This window comes from Shewanella sp. SM23, assembly GCF_025654295.1.
Lineage (GTDB): Bacteria > Pseudomonadota > Gammaproteobacteria > Enterobacterales > Shewanellaceae > Shewanella > Shewanella oncorhynchi.
In genome coordinates this window covers 51034-70567 of sequence record NZ_JAKKRM010000009.1, presented here as the reverse complement: position 1 = coordinate 70567, position 19534 = coordinate 51034, and the positions used below count along the sequence as shown (strand labels likewise).

The following is a 19534-nucleotide window of genomic DNA, read 5'->3' as shown; positions in this document are numbered from 1 at the left end:
AAATGGCGTCAATCAGGCTCAATACAGACAAGATTTAGGGAATTTTTACTACTGGAATTAATGCTGCTATCCGCTAACCATTAGCTAGATAATGGTTCTGATTGAAGCCAATCGCACCTTTAAATTCTAGACCGAACATATTAATAAGCGACGCTGAAATGATTAAGCACTCTCATTCCAGTGACTCGCCGTGAATATATCCCTATAGGCTCGACGGCGGCATCCATGCCGCCAACGGTCACTTACACGCGAGTGCTTAATCTCGTTAACACCTGAAGTATTCTGTAACCTCTACATTTAAAGCTTAATTACCGCACACGCTTGGAGTTTGTTAGGTAATCGCTGCCTGATAGAGGCCCTTTATAAAGGTCCTCTAACAAGAAGTGCAGAACTTCTTTAAGTTCTTTCTTATCGCTAGGTAGCGTGATTTTTCCATTATTCATAACTATATGTAAATTAGCAAAATTAGCGGCAGCAGTCGAAATATCATTTACACTGTATGCATTAAGGATATCTGAACTTTTAATAGAATGAACCATTTTCCTGACTTGTGAGTCAGCTTGCTCTATGAAATTGGGTAAATCATTAATTTCTATAGACCCATGTTGTGATAACTCTGTTAAATCATCATCAGTGGCTTCTTTATAGAAATCTACAAGATCAAAAACCATGCGAGCATTATGAAAGCTTTTGAACTTTGTTTTATTACCTTCAATTATAGCTACTAGCTTATTATCAATGGTGAATATATCATCTGTCGATTTAACAAATATGTTCCCAGTCTGCATTTTAATAATAGGTAACTGGTATAAAGATAATGCCTGCCTCGAAGAGAACTTTTGTACGAAAACTTTAGTTACACCACTTACTGTCATTCCTGTAAATAATGCTCTTATAGGCTCACGTATAAAATTTGACAAAACTAAATTAGAAAAAGAAGTTGCATTAGCATTAACTGCATCAATCATCATTTGAGACTCAGTAACATCATTCAGCGTCAGAACTTCATTACTTTCAGGTTTCCAGTCACCATTGAATACCACTTCAGTATCAATATTAAGCTCGAATAATGCACGTTGCTCTTCAAAAATCCTAATAAGCTCTGTTTGAAGTGGTAAATTAACTCCAACCCGTTTAATTTGACAGCTACCGCTATCATCCTTAATAAATGCGAAAAAATTTTGCTGTGCTGTCATTTCAATCCTCTACGTCAATAACTATGTATTCTGTTAATTGCGCTACAATTAAAGGCTGGCTAGCATGTCTCAATTCTTTTTTTGTAATGAGAACATAAGTGACGCCTTCTGGAGTTCCTACTTTATAAAAATGCCATTTCATTACACCTAAAAGTGGATTGAAATGATAGCTGTAACCTGTGCTTGTAATGATAGCGAAGATAACCAATGTAGGAACCCACACCATCCAATTAAGTGAGTTAAAACTCGAAGTAAATAGTGGTAACAAGTAAAGCAGCAAAAAACCCATATTTTCTCGATCAGCTGCTTCTACAGTGGCCACAGAGAAATTAAAACGCTCCATTTTTCTTTTTGCATATCGAAGCATCCAAATACATACTAAAACTAAAAATAGTGACGCTGCAATTGCCAATCCTGAAAAAACTTTATCTCCGCTAAACCAAGCTACCCACGCATAAGTAAACCCCACTGGAGCAATGGCCGTACTTGTAAGTAGTATTTTTGCAACAGTGCTTAACACATAATCTCCCTATTTTAATTAAGGCCTGAGTATTACTAACTTATAGACGAATTAATACTTAAGCCTTGTGCCGTTTATAAGGAACAACTGCGAGAATTAGACTTATAAACTGCAACATCCATATTATCTAGTTTTCATGCTATAGGAATTTGTTTTAGCTTGGTAGTTGTTTTTATACAATTTTGAAACAAATAATTTAACAACCCTTGCCGAACAACCCACGCTTTACTTAATACTGTGTGAAATATTAACTTTCGCATACAACAGATAGATAAAAAGGTTAATTACATTAAGCACTCTCGCGGCAGTGACCGTTGGCGGCATGGATGCCGTCGTCGAGCCCTCAGGGACGAGTTTACGGCGAGTCACTGGAGTGAGAGTGCTTAACATCAATCCCATCTGCGATACTTTATTCAGTACCATCACACTGTGATTTACCAGCTTGATAGCAACTGGGTTGGCGTGGGCATACGGCGCCGCGAGAGCAAATAAGGCGGGCGTCGTTTTTGATCCCGCGCTCTATCCAGTTGATATTGAGGATTTTTGCGACGCTCACCAGATCGCTTTTAATGTGTTTGGGAATAGCGACTGAACCGCCGCTGGCGACACAGGCATTCTTCAAATCGTGGGCGATAGACAGGGCATCTTTGCCTTGGGCTTCAATCGCCGGATTCAAATCGATACCGGCACAGAGGACATGCGGGTTGCCCGCCGAGTCTTCGACTTTAATCGACTCGCAGCAGTAAATGCGGGGTTCGTTGCCGACGTTTAAAATCGAAATCTGTGCCGAAGTACCGACCGTCGGCTCACTGATCATCCTAAAGACGGCCCAATGCTGACAAGGGTCTTCCACTAACCGCATATTGCCCCAAGGCAGTGGAATACCGTTACCACGGTAAACGGCCTTGAGCTTGCCTGGTGCGTAAGCGTCGAAATAATGCCAATGAGGATAAGGAGATACCACTGTCATGCGCCGCATGGCGACTGAGGCTGACACTTGCAGTTGCTTGTGTACTTCAATCTCATAGCCGTGGCGGTCGAGTAATTGGCGATAAGGCACTTTAGGGCACAGCAGCGCACCGGCGAAGAAGCTCGATTCAAAATCGCGCCACGCATGCAAGATATCCTGCGCGTTCAAGGTATTGGACTGCATACCCGCCTCTTCATCCACTTCTAATTTGCGGCCTGAGATCATCACACTCTTGAGGCCGTCCTTGTTGTGCAACACGCAATGACCTATGTGCACGGCTAAATCATATTTGAGTCTGTTGGGGCGATTTTTGAGGATTTTATTGACATAAATCGTGCTCGGCGGCTCAATAAATGAGGTGACCAACTGACGTGAACTCACGCCCATTTCATCGATAACTTCCTGCGGCGTACTATCTATCCACTTGATTTTTAATCCCATTCCCTTAGCAATATCCAGCATGTCGTCCAGAGATAAGGGCATACGTTTGAGGCCGACTTCTTCGGCGGCACGTTCAAGGTCGGGGAAATGATTTTGATGGTGTTCTTGATGGGCGCGGATCAATAAATGGGCAAACTGCCTACCTGAGATCCCTGTCTGCGACAGCATCTCAGGTATCGCTATTTGTAAAATATCATTGGAAAACAAAAAGCTGGGTTCGAGTGCCATACCACTTATGCCACCACGTCGGCCCTTGTCTGGCGTAATGGCGTTTTCTTCAGGCACATCGTCTAAGAACCATTCGGCGTCTTTTTGAAAAACCGCGGCGATCACAGCCAGCATTCCGGCACTCGGCACACGCTTGCCACGTTCGATCATCGACAAATATGACACAGAAGGCGCACTTCCCGCGTCGACTCGAATGCATCGTGCCGACAAATCTTCCATAGTTAAATTATTACGTTTCCGTAGGTTACGTATTTTTGTGCCTAGGAAATGTGATTTTCTCATCAAGCTCTGGTCATTGCGCATTTTGTAAAATTCACAGTGTAAAATTTTTATTGTGAAATTGTAGTCAAAAAAAGACTAGACTACAAATCAAGCAATCAAGGAAAGGCTAATGCGAACAAGCTAAGCCATTCCAGTACAAGAAATGCTTAACCACCCCCACTAAAAGTGGCTAAGCACTCAAAGCGGACAAACCAAATTGAAGACAAACTTTGATAAGCCAAAAGTTAAATCAAAACCCTGAATTTTTTTAAATTGAAAGAGTGAGAGGAACAAGCGATGAATATGTCAATAATCAAGAGCAACCAGATCCAACCGAATCTAAACAGCCTCATCGCAGAAGAAGTGCTAGCCGTGGCCCAAGTGAATGTCGCCGAGCACGAGAAGATCGCTAATGCGAAACAATTCCTCGACCGCCTCTTTCCACTTAACTCTGGTTCACACCAAGATGTGAGCAGCTATGTGGTTTACTACCAACACCTGTTGGCCTTTTTTGCCGACGGCAGCCACAGTGGTTTACGTCAGCCAAAACAGTTTGTGGCCTTTAACGGCACTAAAGATGCGCCTTGCGCCATAGTGTTACAGGACCTAGGTTGCCACGTTGAACTCAGTTTCGACCGCAGTGGCATGATAGGTGCGAGAGACGTTGCCAATCTGGAAGATATCCAAATCGGAACGTCATTAAACATGGTAGTCGGAACACCAGAGTCACGTTCTGCCGCATCGCGCCATTGGCTCAGCCTATTACATGCGGGTATGTCCAGCGCCAACGACACCCAAGATAAGTTGTTTACCGCAAAGGATGGCAGCGATTACAACTTGAAAAGTATCGTAAATTTATAATTTCACGTTTTGTAACCTCGCCATTTATTATCTAGCTAAGAAGATGAACTGAGCTCAGTTCATCTTCTTCGATTTACCCTCCTGCTTTGCCAAACCTTCTAAGAGTCAATAAAATTGATTAACTAGATAAGTTTAATTGATTTTATTGAGGATCATACACACAGCTATAATGCCCTCTTGCATCTGTCTCCATGATCAATCCAATTGATCGCCATTTTGTATCCGTCGCTTAATGTGAAGATCTGTGGTTGGAACGATAAACCGAATCGCTCGAGCCTAAGGCGTTATGAATTCTTCATCAACATCACAGCAAGATAATAAGACTCATCGCATTGTTTTCATCTGTGCGGGTTTGTTATGCCTCGCGCCTTTTATCTCATCGCCCATGGCGCTAGTGCTCGGTTTTACCTTAGCCAGCCTTGGTTGGGTGCCAGTGCAATGGAATATCGCCGCACTCACCAAAAAACTCCTGTCTTATTCGATCATTGGCTTAGGGTTTGGGATTAACTTAAACGCGGCGATCGAGGCGAGCACCCACAACTTCGGCCTGATTGTTGGCTCAATCTTTTTCACCCTCAGCTTAGGGTTTGTGCTCACCCGCGCCCTGAAATTTGATCATGTCACGGGCCACTTAATCGCCTCTGGTACCGCTATTTGCGGTGGCAGTGCCATTGCCGCAGTCGCTCCGGCCATCAATGCGCGTAACGATCAAACCGCCACTGCATTAGCCTGCGTATTTGTGCTCAATTCAGTCGCGCTATTTTTATTCCCTGCACTCGGCCACTTGCTCAATATGAGCCAATACGATTTTGGCGTGTGGAGTGCCATCGCCATCCACGATACTTCATCGGTTGTTGGCGCGGCTTCAGCCTACGGCGATGAAGCCTTAAAAACCGCAACTACCATAAAACTCGCCCGCGCCCTGTGGATTATCCCGATCGCATTGGTCAGCGCTATGTTGTTTGGTGGCAATAAGCGCAAGCTTAACCTGCCGTATTTTATCGGTTTTTATTGTTTAGCCATTGCCGTGGCCCATTGGTTGCCACAATTCCACGCTGTTTATGACACCTTATTTATGGTGTCGAAACGGGCATTAGTCCTGTGTTTGTTTTTGATTGGTGCAGGAATTACAGTGCAGAAGATGCGGGCGAGTGGCCCCAAACCTTTGTTGCTTGGGGTGATGCTGTGGGCAGCGATTGGTATCACGTCTTTAGTGTATATTCTTTATTTTCAATAGCTAAGATTTAACTCAAAGCCAATCTACTCTGCTGTCGGCTTCATTCGCCAAGCCCAGTAGAGGACGCCAACAAAGGCGGAGAATTCGATAAGTGAGCGCACGAGTCCTGTGGTTTGCGTCGAAGCGACCAAGGCAATCAGGCAAAACACGATAATCAGCCAGTTTTTCAATTGCATCTTCCTGCAAACTTAGGGGATGCTCATTATTGTTTAGAACTAAAAACTCAGCAAATATCGATTTTCAATAACAAATAGCTATAACAGCTAAGCCAATCCTGCGTTGATTAAGCCGCCTTAGGGCTTGATGCCGCTTCATTCGCAGCAAGATCTTGATTATGTTCTTGAATAAAATCTTCCATAAACCAAGCACAAAAAGTATGGCGTCCATCGACTGCCGCTTTACCGTAAATGGTCGATGCCTGTTGTCTGACGGTTTTTTCTTTAGTCTGGCGCACTTCAGCAATTTCTTTAAAACTTAAACCCTTAAGCAGTAAAAATGCCACTTGCTGCTCACTCTTAGTAAAGCCCCAAGTCTCGAATTGCTGCGACACCGCTTGGCTGTATTCTTGTCTGGCAGAGCGCATTTGCGTCGACATATTGTCGATTTTTTTATCCGCATGCTCCAACCGTTTAGCCAACGCTTTCACTTCGCGGGAGCGACGCATAAGGTCATAACTTAAGTACATGGCACCAATCACAGTGAGCACTAATAACATGGCTTCCTGGGCAATATGCCATTGGGGAATGCCCAATTGAATGTCGGAAGTGATGTCAAAAAGCTTAAAGCATATGATCAAGGCCAACAGACCAATAATGACAAGATCCTTCATCGAAAAACTCCTAAATAAAAGCAAAATCAACCCATTAATTTATGGGACATATGTACCATAGACGGTTTTATGATACATGTCCCCCACGACTTTCGCCCACCAATCCCTACACTAACAGCACACTTTATTACCATAGAATCGTCCTATGTCTGTCAGTACGTCTTGTATCAAGTTATGTCTGTTGGCGACCTTAGTCAGCAGCAGTTTCCTGTGCCACGCCGCGCATTCCGAGCTATCTCAAGCACTCACCACCAGCCAAGCAAGATTACATTCTCTATCTCAATCAGGCGGTCAGTTACCGCAATCACAAATAAGCTTAAGCAGTTCATCTTGGCTCAATGGCCTGCCGAGCATTAGCTTGAGTCACTTAGGTAGCCTAGATAATGGTAACAGCTACGAGCAGGAACTCTCACTCAATTTGCCAATAAAATCCCCTGCTTTGCACAGCAGCGATAAGCAAATTAAACAACTCACCCAAGGCATTCAGGTGCAACAAGCCGCGCTGCAAGGCCTGTATTTATCGGGATTATTGCGACAAAGCCTGTGGGAACATCGTCTTGCTGCAGTGAAACTGGCCCAATTAGATCGCAAGAGCCAATTACTCGACAAGCTTCATAGTCAGCAAAAGCAACTCACAGATGCGGGCGAACTGCCGATTGCCCACATACTCTTGTTAGAACGCGAACTGGTGGATATTGCACTGGAGCGGGTCGATCTTAATCAGCAACAGGCCGAGGCGCGTGCCCTCTATCAACAACTCACCGGACAAGAGCAAATACCGCAGAACATAGCCGAAACCGCGCGGCCACTTTCTGCCAACAACCAACCCAATGACATGCTCGCGCAGCATCCATTATGGCAACTATTGAGCCTGCAGAAGCAGCAACAGCTGTTGATCATCCAGAGTCAGCAAGCAGGGAATAACGATCCTTGGGCTGTCTCACTCACGGCCAAAAATACCGCCGATAATCAAGTCGATGATCAACAACTTGGCATCGCCGTTTCTGTACCACTGACCTTAGGTTCTGCCCTATCACAAACCGAATTATCCCAATGGCAACAAGCCAATACCGAGCACACGCTCAACCTCGACCGTACCTATATCGAGCTAAAAACTCAGCTTAAAAAGCTAGAGCAACAGCAACAAAACTTACTCGACAAACAAACATTGCTAACCCAAGCCTTACACCTTAGCCGCACCATCACTGAAGAGCTGGCCAAGGTCAAAGACCAAAACCAAGTTAGCTACGAAGTCTGGCTGCGCCGCTATATGGATGCCCTCGATACCGAATCCCGCTTAGCACTGAACCAAGTCGCGCAGCAACAACTGCACTCCCAACAACTGCAAGCCTTAGGAATCTCATTATGATGGCCAAGTACGGCGCATGCCTTTTCTGTTTATCCGCCAGTGTTGCCACTTTAGTGCAGGCTGAATCCTTAACGATAAGCTCCCTCGGTAATTTAGACCTGAGCTACGTACAACCACAGAAAGTCGCCAGTTATGAGGGCAGCCCGTTGCCCGCGCAGGTTGAAATCCTCCCCGGTAACGATTATTGGATCAGCACGCCGGAGAATATCCAGCAGATCAGCTTCCTCGTCGGCCAAGGCCAGCTCGTCACTAAAGGCCAAGCAATAGTTAAACTGACTGGGCCAGAAGTGTTCCACTACCTCACACAAGTCGAAGCTGCTGGCAGCTTATATCAACTGGCAAAGAGCCGTTATGAGCGCAATAAACCCTTATTAAACAATGGCAGTATCAGCGCCGAAAAATGGCGCGAGATCAGCCAAGACTACTTCAGCACTCACCTCGAATACGAGCACATGCAGCATTTTATGGAGATAGTCAAAAGCACAGATGCCACCACAGACTCCCTAGTGGTAGGCACGCCAGTGGCGGGGATCGTTAAACTCAACCAAGTGAATGGGCCTTATATGGCGGGTTCACAGCTATTCTCACTGGTGCCCAGCGACAGCATTCGCGTCAAGGTCAGTGTGCCAATGAGTCAGTCGCACTCACTTTCGGCGGTGAATATCAATCAGTGCCATATCGCCATTGAGTCCGTGTCGGCCATCGCCGAAGGTGCCTTTGTGACCGCTTGGTCATCACCCTTGCCGCAGGAATGTAACTTACTGTTAGGACAACAGATCACTGTGATACCCGAGTATCAAAAGGCGGTGTATTTATTGCCTAAAAATAGCGTATTCAGTTGGGAGCAAGACAGCCAAGTCTTCACTAAAACCGCAGACACGCTCACCTCGATTACGATCGATATTCTCGGTTCAACCCCAGAGCAATATATCGTTGAAAGCGATCAAGAACTCAGCCAAATCCAAGTGTTATCCCAGTCGGTTGCTGCAGTCAAAGGCATAATGCTTGGCCTAGGAGGCGAATAAGATGCTGACCTCAGTCATCCGCTTTTCGCTTACGCAGCGCTTATTTGTGCTGATTGTGGCGCTGATCATCATGTTAGCGGGAGCGCGAGCCTGGTTTTCCATTCCTTTGGATGCCTTTCCCGATATTTCGCCCACCCAAGTGAAGATTATCCTCAAGGCACCCGGCATGACGCCGGAGGAAATCGAAGCGCAAATTACCGTGCCGATTGAAACCGAACTGCTAGGTATTCCCCATCAATCGATTCTGCGCTCAACCACTAAATACGCCATCAGCGATATCACCCTCGATTTTGACGAAGGCACAGATATCTATTGGGCGCGCCAGCAGGTGAGCGAACGCATCGCCGCCGTGTGGGACAGTTTTCCTGAAGGTGTGACGGGCGGCGTAGCGCCTATGAGTACGCCGCTCAGCGAAATCTTTATGTTTTCACTCGAAAATCCCAATCTTTCGCTGATGGAAAGACGGCAGTTGCTCGAATGGGAAATCCGTCCGCTACTGCGAACCGTTGCAGGTGTCGCCGATGTGAATATCCTCGGTGGCTATGCCAAAAGCTTTAGTGTGACCCCCAAACCTGCGGCTATGGCGGCCGCGGGCGTAAGTTTTGCGGCGCTGCAACAGGCGATAGTTGAGAATAATCACAACGAAGGTGCGGGCAAGCTCACGATTGGTACAGATACCATCATAGTACGCGCCGAAGGTCGCATCGATGATATCGACGAACTCAAACAATTGGTGATCAAGGCCGATGATGCCAGAGTGTATCGACTGCAGGATTTAGCCGATATTCAAATTGGCCACTTAGCCCGCTATGGCGCAGTCACGAAAGACGGCAATGAAACCGCCGAAGCCTTAATCATCGCCCTGAAAGACGCCAATACCGCACAAGTAGTCAAAAACATTAAAGAGAAACTCGATCAAATCAGCCTAACCTTGCCAGAAGGCAGCCAGATCAACACCTTTTACGACCGCGCGAATCTGATCAATACCGCGATTGATACTATCTCCAATGCCTTATTCGAAGCCGTAGTGTTGGTGATCATCTTGCTGGCGCTATTTTTAGGTAACGTGCGCGCCGCATTGGTCGTGTCACTCTCGCTGCCTCTTGCCGCGTTGATGACGTTTTTGATGATGGATTACTTCAATCTTTCTGCGAACTTAATGAGCCTAGGCGGACTAGTTATCGCCATCGGCATGTTAGTGGATTCATCTGTGGTCGTAGTCGAAAACATGGTGAATCTTATCGCTACTAAGCAGAGATTACCGCGGCTGCATTTGATTTTTCGCGCGACCAAGGACGTTGCCATTCCCGTAGTGTCGGGCACTGTGATCGTCATGATAGTGTTCTCGCCCTTACTGACCTTGAGCGGGCTCGAAGGCAAACTCTTTACCCCAGTTGCGGTCACTATCGTGTTTGCCATGCTGTCGGCGCTGGTGTTGTCGTTAACCGTTATTCCGGTTATCGCTTCTTATCTCGTCAACGAAAAAGCCGCCAAGGAACCTAAGGCGATTGAAAAGCTTAAACAGCTTTATCTGGCCAGCCTCAAGAGCACGTTTAGCCATCAAAAACGCTTTATGGTGATCGCCTTTAGCTTGCTTATCGTCAGCTTAGGCTTGTTCGGGTTAGTGGGAAAAACCTTTATGCCGACCTTAGATGAAGGCGACATTATCCTGCAGCTGGAGAAATCCCCGTCGATTTCACTCGAAGCTTCGATTGCCATCGACAAGCAAATTCAGCAAACCTTGCTGGCTAAAGTTCCTGAAATCAAACAAATGGTGGCGCGTACTGGCGCGGATGAAATCGGCTTAGATCCCATGGGGCTCAATGAAACCGATGTATTCTTAGAACTTCTGCCCCGCAGCGAATGGCGCTTTGCCAATAAAGAAGCGCTTATCGATGCGATCCGCACTGTGTTATTGGACTATCCCGGCGTTAATTTTAACTTCACTCAACCGATACAAATGCGCGTGTCCGAAATGCTCACTGGTAGTATTGGCGACGTGGCGATTAAGGTCTTTGGTAATGATATCGACACCTTAGGCCAGCTCACGAGCCAGATCCAACAGCTCGTTAATGCCACCAGCGGCAGCGTCGATGTGAAAATGGCGATGATCGAAGGCAGTCCTTTTATCAACCTCACCTTAGATAACGAGCTCGCCCGTAGCTTTGGCATGAGCACCATGGAGTTTGCTCGCTACCTGAAAAGCCAACTCGAAGGCGTGATCGTGACCGAAGTGCTGCAAGGTAAGAAGCGCACACCCGTACTGATGGCTAATAATCAGAGCCACTTAAGCAGCATTAATGAGCTTAAAAATCAGTTACTGGTGATGCCAGATCACTCCTTAAAACGCCTGAGTGATGTCGCCACCTTAAGCTATAAGCAAGGCCCCATCCTTATCGAGCGTGAGCAAGGGAATCGCTTTTCAGTGATCACCACCAACGTGCAGGGTCGCGATATTGTGAGTTTTGTAGAAGAGCTCAACGCTAAAATCGCAAAGGAAATCAAACTCCCGAGCGGTTATAGCGTGAGTTTTGGTGGCGAGTTTGAAAACCAGCAGCGAGCCACCAGCAATTTACTGTTAGTGATCCCCATTGCTATCGCACTGATCACTTTGATTTTATTCACCACATTTGGCTCACTGGCCAAAGCGGGCTTAATCCTCGCCAATGTTCCCTTCGCTATGATGGGCGGCATAGTTAGCCTGTATTTATCGGGGGAATATTTGTCCGTGCCCGCCTCGGTTGGCTTTATCGCCCTACTTGGGGTTGCTGTGCTCAATGGCGTGGTGATGGTCAGCTATTACGAACAAACCAAGCACATGTTCAGTAATCTGCGCGAACGGGTAGAACAAGGTGCGGCGCGGCGTTTACGCCCCATTTTGATGACGGCGACAACGGCTATGTTTGGTCTTATGCCGCTAGTGTTTGCCTCAGGTCCTGGGGCTGAAATTCAAAAACCTTTAGCGATTGTGGTGATTGGCGGTCTGCTCACTTCAACCATTACCACACTGTATTTACTGCCAATTCTGTATTTTTGGCTGGAGAAACGTAAATGAGCACAGAACAACTGTTAGTACTGATCGCCCAAAATGATATTAAGGACGACATAGTCGATACCTTGATAGAGTTGGAGTTTTTATCGGGCTTTAGCCTAGGTAATATTTGTGGTTTTAGCCGTGAACACAGCCATTTTAATATCAAGGAACAAGTGGAAGGTTATCGGGAGTTTTGTAAATTCGAAATCATGCACCCCGCTGCACAACAAGCGGCGCTGCTCGCGGCACTGGCGTTGGTCTGCAAACATAATCCCTGTCGCTATTGGATTATGCCCATCTATCAAAATGGTACTCTGTCTTAATCTAGATTGATGTTGATCTCACTAAGCAAGGCATACTCACTTTGTCACTAAAGTCAGTATGCCTTTAAAATAACTAAAGAATTGGCGTTGGACGCCGCACTAAAAACCCACTCAGAATCGATAAAATGCAGTAAGCGGTAAAGAAATAAAAACCGTTTTCAAATTGCGCCTGTGTTTTTAACATTTCCCCCATGCCACCTGAGGCGTTCCCCGCCATAAAGGTGATGATCAGCGCTACCACAAACACATCGGCCATCGACCACTTGGCGAGTGCATTGACGACGGCATTAATCCTCAGTTTCAGGCCAATCGAGCTAACACATTGCTGTGCCAACATTAAGCTCAACTTCAAGGCTGGCACCACCACGCTGAATAACATGACTAATCCCGCGACGAGTCCATTACCAGAGTGATAAAGCTCGGTCACTGTTCCCCAAATACTACGAGTCTTCTGCAACACTTGGACTTCACCTTTAAGACTATTAAACCCAAGCAAACCACTGACCATGCTTAACATACCGCGGGCACTGTCACGCCCAGAGTCCTCATCAAAGCTTTGGGCAACTTGCTCTATGCCTTGTTCCGCCAGCTTGGCCTTATCGATACTGCCGCTGATACTCAAAATTGGTTGAGTCACCCCAGAGATTAACAAAGCCAAGGATAAGATAATGATAAAAATAGGAAATAGAGATTTCATAGCACTGTTCATAGCATTGCTCGACCAGAGAAATACTTTCAGTTTACGGTTTTTAGCGCAGGCTCTGCAATCATTCACACCAGCCATCGACTCAGATGACCGGCATTTAAGGTAGGATTTGAAGATTAATAGAAAGGAGTCGGATCGATATCTAATGTACTCGGTGACACACCGCGTTCAATATAAAGTTCAGATTTTAATAAATCCACCATAGCGACATCAGTGTAACGTTTTACTTTTAAAGAATAAAAACACTTTACGATTGGATGTAGCGCATCCCTATCTTTCGAGGCCCAAACAATACCAACACGACCATCCGACAATTCAACTAAGGAACCCACAGGGTAAACACCAATACAACGAATAAACTCATAGACCAATTCTTGATCCAAATGGAATGGCGTCAGACTGAGTAAAATTTTAAAGGCCGCGGCAGGGCTCATAGCCTCTTTATAACATCGCGTCGCTGTCAAAGCATCGAAGATATCAACGATACAACTCATACGGCCATGGCGGGGGATTTCATCACCCTTCAACCCCCTTGGATAACCTCTGCCATCTAATTTTTCGTGGTGCATCAAGCAGATATCTTTACTGATCTGCGAAAGACCAGTAGTTTCGTTCATAATTTCAAGCGCATACACTTGATGCAGCTTCATATGCTCGAACTCTTCCGGCGTCAGTTTGCCCGGCTTATGCAGCACTTTATTGTCGACTTTAATCTTGCCAATATCGTGCAAAATCCCGCCGACCGCCATTTCCCGTAGCATGACACGATCTAGCTTTAAGTATTTACCAAAGGTCACCAGCAGAAAGGCAACATTCACTGAATGTTCAAGTAGATAGGCATCTTTTGAACGGAGTGCAGACATACATTTAAGCGCATCAGCATCCAACATCACTGACTCTATCATGGTATCGGCCAACGCTTCGAAGGGGGCAACTTCGATGGCTTTACCTTCGAAGGTCTCAGATAAGACTTTACGAATGAGGTCTTTCGCTTCGGTAAGCATGACTTTAGCTTGAGCTTGTTGCTTATCTCGGCTAATGAGCGCTTTTTTATTGTCGGTTTGATTATCGTTAGTGATTTTTTTCTTTAACCCACAATGTTCAGCCGAACGATCAGCGTCTACCCAAACAAATTTAATACCGCTTTTAGCTAACTTTAAAATCGCATCCTTGTGTTTAATTTGTCCTGCATTTGCAATAGCAAGTTGACCTTTATCATTTTTGTCTATGGCACTGACAAACATACCCAATGTCAGCTGTGACACTGGTAATTTGATAAGTTCAACTGATTCTGCCGACTCACTCATATCTACAACCCCAAGGATGATGTGCCTGAATAAAATATCAACTTAACCATACGACATTAAAGCGACTTACGCTCAAATGTTCTGTTGTTATTTTTGATTATTATAGAACAGACGTGAGGGGCATTCTAAGACGAGGATTAGAAAATCACCATAGACTTTCTTGGTAAATAAAGGGTCCTAAACAAGATACGATGAAATCAGAGCTTAAGGCGTAGATTAGGCCCATTTCAATCTCTCATTATTTCAACAAATGCCTAAGGGCTAGGCATTCAAAACCAACGACCCTCACGCGCGAAAAGCTCACAACTACCCCACATAACGCTCAGCCATTTCAGTTGACTCTTCCACCAATAAACCATTACGTAAACTCAGTTGCCGTGACACTGCACTGTGTTCAATGCTTCTGTGAGTACTGAGCAAAATAGCGCAACCTTGGGAGCTTAACCGCTTTAGCAAGTACCACACTTTGCCGAAGTAATGCTTATCCATCCCCGCCAATGGATCGTCCAAAAGCAGCACCTTAGGGCGTAGGCAGGCGAGTGACGCTAAGGCAATCAAGTGCTGTTGGCCGTAAGATAATTTGTGGGGCGACAGATGGGCTAAGCTAAATAAATCCAACTCGTCCAACATTTGCACCGCTCGCTCTTTGGGGAGTTCAAAGCGCCTAAGGCTAAACTGCATTTCGGCTAGCACGTTAGACTCGAATAATTGTCGACTCGGCCTTTGCATCAACAGTCCCAATTCCGCGCCATAAATCCCCAATTTAGGTCTTCGCCCTAGCACTTTAAGGGGAAGACGCTGCCTTAAACTGTGCACGCCCGCTATAGTTTTCAATAGACTCGTTTTACCAGAGCCGTTGTCGCCCACTAAGGTCACTATCTCCCCCGCTTGCAATTGGAATCCTTGTGGACACGCAAATAACGTGGGACAAGCATCGAACCCAAAATCAAAGGCTTCGGCACTGACCAAGACTTTGCCTAAATGCTCAAATTTAGCTTGATGTCGCCACGCAGGCGCTTCAATTTGCGGCGCATCGCTCACTGTATAGATGCCTTCGGACAACTTGCCTGCCTCTAACTGCCAATAATGCTGAATAATCTCGGCGAATGCCGAGGCGTTATGCTCAACCAATACTAGCGCCATACCATCTTGGATAAGATTGCGAAGCACGACCAGCAGCTCACTCACACCGTGATCATCGAGTTGTGCCCAAGGTTCATCGAGCAGCAGTAAATGCGGCTCTGACACTAACTGGGCGGCGATCATTAAGCGATATTTTTGACCGAGGGAAAGCGTGCTGACTTGGGTATCGAGGCGCAGATACAAGCCCACGCGCCGTAGTGCTAATTGCACTTTAGGTAGCATTTGCTCAGCGGGAATACCGAGGTTTTCTAAGGCGAAAGCCACCTCGGCACCAACGGTTTGCCTTAGTAACTGAGTTTGTGGGTCTTGCATTACCAGACCCGTAACCAATTGAGGATAACGCCAGATGTCACCTTCATGCGGGCGATTTAACACGCCCGCCAGTAGATTTAGCAGACTCGATTTTCCTGAGCCCGTAGGACCGCTCACGCAATGGCATTGGCCTGTACAAATCGCCAAGTTAATTTCCTGTAATACCGTCGGTAACTGGCTGCCATAGTTGAAGCTAACGCCTTCGAGATCTAAGAGTTTCATGCTATATCTGCCTATAAAGATCTAACGAACAGCCTATGACAAGGCTTCACCCTAGTCGTCTTTTCATTCCCACGGCGAGTCATACGTTAATAGACATCTAACTTGTCACGTAGAAAATTTAAGATGTGCCAGCTATTGTGGACCGCGATTATTCTGTCTCAACCGAAAAACGTTTAAAAACCAACCTAGATCGACTAATTACGACAAAGGGAAAGTACATTTAGCGACTAAGAGACAAAATGTCCACCGAGGGTGACTTGCCCGACAAAAAGACCCACTCAAGTCACATTTTTTATCAGCGTAAAATGAGACTATGGCGAAAGTCACACGATAGGGCCTTACATCTTGACACACTCGACCGTGGCCTTTAATTTGAGCGAAAGATTCTTATTTACAGACTAAAATCACTACAGGTAAATGGCTTGTAAAAGAGGACATTAACCTGAGTCGAATTTACTGACGCTGACAGAGTGACCTTCAGCTTTCGCCTTCATCCGTTATCTTTGGAGTTCTATTTGCCCGTTCACGCCCTGTCTGAAGACCTTAAGTCTCTCATCGACAAACTCATTCAATTAAAGCAAGTTCCACCGACGGAACCGATAGTGCAGTTGTCACTAAACACTGTCGCTATGCCTTTAATTTCATGGCTGGCATCCCAGACTCAATATCCAAGGATCTACTGGCATGGGCGCGACAGAATCGAAGAAGTCGCGGCGATAGGGGCGTGCAAAGACTTTAGATTTGAAACCGGAATCAATGATCAGCAACTGGCCATGGCCTACCAAGAGCAGCGAGCCTTATCGACGAATCAGAATATTCGCTACTACGGCGGTGTTGCCTTCGATCGCACTATAGAGTCTTGGCCTGAGTTCGGTAATAGCCGCTTTATCCTGCCGCGCATTGAATTTAGACGCAGTGGTAACAAATTTAGCCTATTAGTGAATCTTAATTTTGCTGATAATGATCACCATAGCGAGATAGATAAGGCCATCGGCGCTATCGAAGCCGTCATGCCTGCGAAGCCACTCTCGCCACCTAAAAAGATCGTTCCACTTGGGCGCAGTGACAAACCTGATTTTGAACGTTGGAAGACATTAGTCGAGCAAGTGGTGGATCCTAAGTTCAATCAAGATACCCCAAAAGTCGTGTTATCCCGCTTAACACAACTTGAAGTCAACGAACCTATCGATCCTTGGATGGTACTGGCTTGCTGGCAGGGCCGTAATCCCAATAGTTTCCAGTTTGGCTTTCAATTTAGCCCAGATCGCACTTTTATCTCTTGCTCACCGGAGCGTTTATTCCGCCGCCGTCAGCAGGAGCTATTTACCGAGGCACTTGCTGGTACAACGGTACGCGGTCTCAATCAAGAAGAAGATATTGCGCTGGCGAATGCTTTATTAGAAGACAACAAAAATAGCGTTGAAAACCAACTTGTTCGCAGTCACATAGTGAATATGCTCACGCCGCTGAGCAATTATGTTGGCGCCGATGAATTAGCGACTATTTTTAAACTGAACCATATTCAACATTTACACCGTGCAATTCGAGCCGAATTGAAGCCGGGCGTGAATGATTTCCAACTGTTACAAGCCCTGCATCCTACTCCTGCAGTTGGCGGCTTGCCGCGGTATTCAGCGCTAAACTTTATTCGTCAACGTGAAGGTTATATTCGCGGTTGGTACGCAGGTGCCTGCGGCTATTTCAATAAATATGAGAGTGAGTTTTCGGTAGCGATCCGCAGTGCGCTAATCGAACCCGGTCGGATTAACCTATTTGCGGGGGCGGGAATTATTGCAGGTTCTGAGCCCGAAGCTGAGTGGCAAGAGCTTGAAAATAAACTCGCAACCATAATGTCGATTTTATTCGAAATGTAATAAGCCTAGTAAACATTGAGACTATTCAGCGCCGTCAGCCCTTCGTTTTTCAATCGTTTCAAGGTAAAGCCTGTCCTGTTCACCCGAATCGATTAAGCGCTTATGTGCAAGGTCAAAATGTTGTTTCAACATCTGGCCTTTCTCGGTGTTAGCGAAAACAAAATAGGTTTCGGCCTTGAGTACACCTTGAATAATCACAAAATTTTGTGGCGCCTTTAATTTAGGAACAAACGTAAGTAAATTAGGTTTGTAATCTAGCACGGCATCTATACGTCCAGCATTTAAGCTATTGAGCATAGTCAACATATCGCTACTTTCTTCGTAATACATAGGCACAGGTGTCAGCATATTGTATCTGTAGGCCAGCATGGCCTGAACCTTCTTGTGGGATAGGCTTTCAATACCGGTCCAGCCTGCCGCCACCTCGGCAGTAACAGCCACATCGATAGAGTCCACTTCAACCATATTCTCTGTTAATAGCCCCTTTTTAATATCACCCTTGTAAACGCTGAGCGTGATATCGGTACGATTGTGCTCAACAAGATATAAACTGCGGGCAAAAGGCATAAACTGTACATTGAGCTGCCATTCTGGCTCAGGGAAAATCCGCTGAAGTAACTCGAAGTAGTAACCCGTTTTATCACGATTGGCAAATCCCTCCCAAGTTGACGTTGCTACATCGACCACTATCGGCTGAGCGGCGGAAACAGATACAGGTAACACAGCTAAAAATAAGCAAAAAGTAGCAAAAAATCGTCTCATGGCTATCCTCCTTCGACGTATTCAAAGTGTAGAAGAGTTTTCATTCTATGTGCACATTTAAACAGCAGACTTGCATCTTAAAACTCGACCACTATAATGGCGACCCGATTTCAGCACGCTGTCACCGGCAATAAAGTCGTAAACATAATAAATTGAATATTAGCGGGTTCCCTCACCCCGCCCTACACAACTAAAAAGGCCACATATGTTAATGTTAACCACAGCGCAGCTTCGCCGCGCTTTATTCCTATTAGTAGGATTTCACATACTGATTATTTGCGTCAGCAACTACTTAGTACAATTGCCATTTCAACTGTTTGGCTACCACACAACTTGGGGGGCATTCAGCTTTCCGTTCGTGTACTTAGCCACAGATCTCACTGTCCGTATTTTTGGCCAACAAGCCGCACGCAGCATCATACTCAAAGCTATGATTCCCGCTTTGATGATTTCCTACGTGATGGGAGTGATGTTCCATCAAGGCAGCTTTCAAGGTACTGATTCACTTGCACAGTGGAATACCTTTGTGTTCCGAATTGCCTTTGCCAGCTTCGCGGCTTATTTGATTGGTCAGTTGATGGATATTAAGGTTTTTGCCCGTATTCGAGCCAGTCGCTCTTGGTGGGTCGCCCCAGCCGCCTCAACCTTAGTCGGAAATCTGGTCGATACTTTAGTCTTTTTCAGTATCGCCTTTTACGCCTCTTCCGATAGCTTTATGGCAGCCAATTGGCCCGAAATCGCTACAGTCGATTACGGCTTTAAGCTAATCGTGAGCTTAGGCCTTTTCCTACCGGCATACGGTGTTTTGCTAAAAGTCTTACAGGACAAGATTTTGCGAGCCAATCCGCAAGAATCAATTTCCTGATTAACCCAACTGGCCAGACCTGTTATAATTTAACCAGTTAATAGCTCAG

Annotated in this window: 18 protein-coding genes; 8 read left to right on the top strand and 10 right to left on the bottom strand. The window is 45.8% G+C overall.

Annotated elements, in window-relative coordinates; all coding sequences use genetic code 11:
* Window positions 1-308: 308 nt before the first annotated feature.
* The 4 genes from L5L98_RS12730 to L5L98_RS12715 form a co-directional block, all read right to left on the bottom strand.
* Window positions 309-1196 carry a DUF4868 domain-containing protein gene (locus tag L5L98_RS12730; protein WP_259566200.1) on the bottom strand — a complete coding sequence of 296 codons (888 nt, stop codon included), beginning with the start codon at window positions 1194-1196 and terminating at the stop codon, window positions 309-311.
* 1 nt (window position 1197) lies between these two features.
* Window positions 1198-1716, bottom strand: coding sequence for a hypothetical protein (locus L5L98_RS12725; protein ID WP_263141346.1), 519 nt, complete (start codon window positions 1714-1716; stop codon window positions 1198-1200).
* Window positions 1717-1941: 225 nt separating this feature from the next.
* Window positions 1942-2115, bottom strand: coding sequence for a hypothetical protein (locus tag L5L98_RS12720; RefSeq protein WP_263141344.1), 174 nt, complete (start codon window positions 2113-2115; stop codon window positions 1942-1944).
* A gap of 10 nt (window positions 2116-2125) precedes the next feature.
* Entirely contained in the window at window positions 2126-3658 is a 1533-nt protein-coding gene (locus tag L5L98_RS12715; RefSeq protein ID WP_263141342.1) for a DUF3612 domain-containing protein, read from the bottom strand.
* A gap of 255 nt (window positions 3659-3913) precedes the next feature.
* On the opposite strand from L5L98_RS12715, the gene L5L98_RS12710 reads away from it, so the two are divergent.
* Together L5L98_RS12710 and L5L98_RS12705 are read left to right on the top strand one after the other, a co-directional pair.
* Entirely contained in the window at window positions 3914-4477 is a 564-nt protein-coding gene (locus L5L98_RS12710) for a malate synthase (protein WP_011845404.1), read from the top strand.
* 286 nt (window positions 4478-4763) lie between these two features.
* Window positions 4764-5714 (top strand): YeiH family protein, encoded by a 951-nt coding sequence (locus tag L5L98_RS12705; protein WP_219251443.1) that lies wholly within the window; start codon window positions 4764-4766, stop codon window positions 5712-5714.
* Between the two features lie 23 nt (window positions 5715-5737).
* Here L5L98_RS12705 and L5L98_RS12700 read toward each other — a convergent pair whose 3' ends face one another.
* Window positions 5738-5884 carry a hypothetical protein gene (locus L5L98_RS12700; RefSeq protein WP_105253023.1) on the bottom strand — a complete coding sequence of 49 codons (147 nt, stop codon included), beginning with the start codon at window positions 5882-5884 and terminating at the stop codon, window positions 5738-5740.
* Window positions 5885-5997: 113 nt separating this feature from the next.
* A complete protein-coding gene (locus L5L98_RS12695; protein ID WP_263141341.1) occupies window positions 5998-6543 on the bottom strand; it encodes a helix-turn-helix transcriptional regulator in 546 nt (181 codons plus the stop codon).
* Between the two features lie 145 nt (window positions 6544-6688).
* Between L5L98_RS12695 and L5L98_RS12690 the strand changes: the two genes are divergently transcribed.
* From L5L98_RS12690 to L5L98_RS12675, 4 genes are read left to right on the top strand one after another with little or no spacing between them, the layout of a single operon-like run.
* Window positions 6689-7912 (top strand): metal transporter, encoded by a 1224-nt coding sequence (locus L5L98_RS12690; protein WP_219251444.1) that lies wholly within the window; start codon window positions 6689-6691, stop codon window positions 7910-7912.
* Window positions 7909-8937: a membrane fusion-like protein gene (locus L5L98_RS12685; protein WP_263141339.1), complete on the top strand. Its 1029-nt coding sequence runs from the start codon at window positions 7909-7911 to the stop codon at window positions 8935-8937. Before L5L98_RS12690 ends, L5L98_RS12685 begins: the two co-directional genes overlap by 4 nt.
* A gap of 1 nt (window position 8938) precedes the next feature.
* Window positions 8939-11992, top strand: coding sequence for an efflux RND transporter permease subunit (locus L5L98_RS12680; protein ID WP_263141338.1), 3054 nt, complete (start codon window positions 8939-8941; stop codon window positions 11990-11992).
* Window positions 11989-12294, top strand: a complete 306-nt coding sequence (locus L5L98_RS12675) for a DUF3240 family protein (protein ID WP_006079422.1) — start codon at window positions 11989-11991, stop codon at window positions 12292-12294. Before L5L98_RS12680 ends, L5L98_RS12675 begins: the two co-directional genes overlap by 4 nt.
* A 73-nt stretch (window positions 12295-12367) precedes the next feature.
* On the opposite strand, the gene L5L98_RS12670 is transcribed toward L5L98_RS12675, so the two are convergent.
* The 3 genes from L5L98_RS12670 to L5L98_RS12660 form a co-directional block, all read right to left on the bottom strand.
* Window positions 12368-13003, bottom strand: a complete 636-nt coding sequence (locus L5L98_RS12670; RefSeq protein WP_263141510.1) for a paraquat-inducible protein A — start codon at window positions 13001-13003, stop codon at window positions 12368-12370.
* A gap of 113 nt (window positions 13004-13116) precedes the next feature.
* Window positions 13117-14307, bottom strand: a complete 1191-nt coding sequence (locus tag L5L98_RS12665) for an HD-GYP domain-containing protein (protein WP_105250731.1) — start codon at window positions 14305-14307, stop codon at window positions 13117-13119.
* Window positions 14308-14613: 306 nt separating this feature from the next.
* A complete protein-coding gene (locus tag L5L98_RS12660) occupies window positions 14614-15984 on the bottom strand; it encodes an ATP-binding cassette domain-containing protein (protein WP_263141334.1) in 1371 nt (456 codons plus the stop codon).
* Between the two features lie 515 nt (window positions 15985-16499).
* Here L5L98_RS12660 and L5L98_RS12655 point away from each other — a divergent pair.
* Window positions 16500-17858, top strand: coding sequence for an isochorismate synthase MenF (locus L5L98_RS12655; protein WP_173248418.1), 1359 nt, complete (start codon window positions 16500-16502; stop codon window positions 17856-17858).
* Between the two features lie 21 nt (window positions 17859-17879).
* Here L5L98_RS12655 and L5L98_RS12650 read toward each other — a convergent pair whose 3' ends face one another.
* Window positions 17880-18620, bottom strand: a complete 741-nt coding sequence (locus tag L5L98_RS12650) for a transporter substrate-binding domain-containing protein (protein ID WP_105250734.1) — start codon at window positions 18618-18620, stop codon at window positions 17880-17882.
* Window positions 18621-18825: 205 nt separating this feature from the next.
* Here L5L98_RS12650 and L5L98_RS12645 point away from each other — a divergent pair, with 205 nt between their 5' ends.
* Window positions 18826-19485 carry a 7-cyano-7-deazaguanine/7-aminomethyl-7-deazaguanine transporter gene (locus L5L98_RS12645; protein ID WP_219251451.1) on the top strand — a complete coding sequence of 220 codons (660 nt, stop codon included), beginning with the start codon at window positions 18826-18828 and terminating at the stop codon, window positions 19483-19485.
* Window positions 19486-19534: the final 49 nt, after the last annotated feature.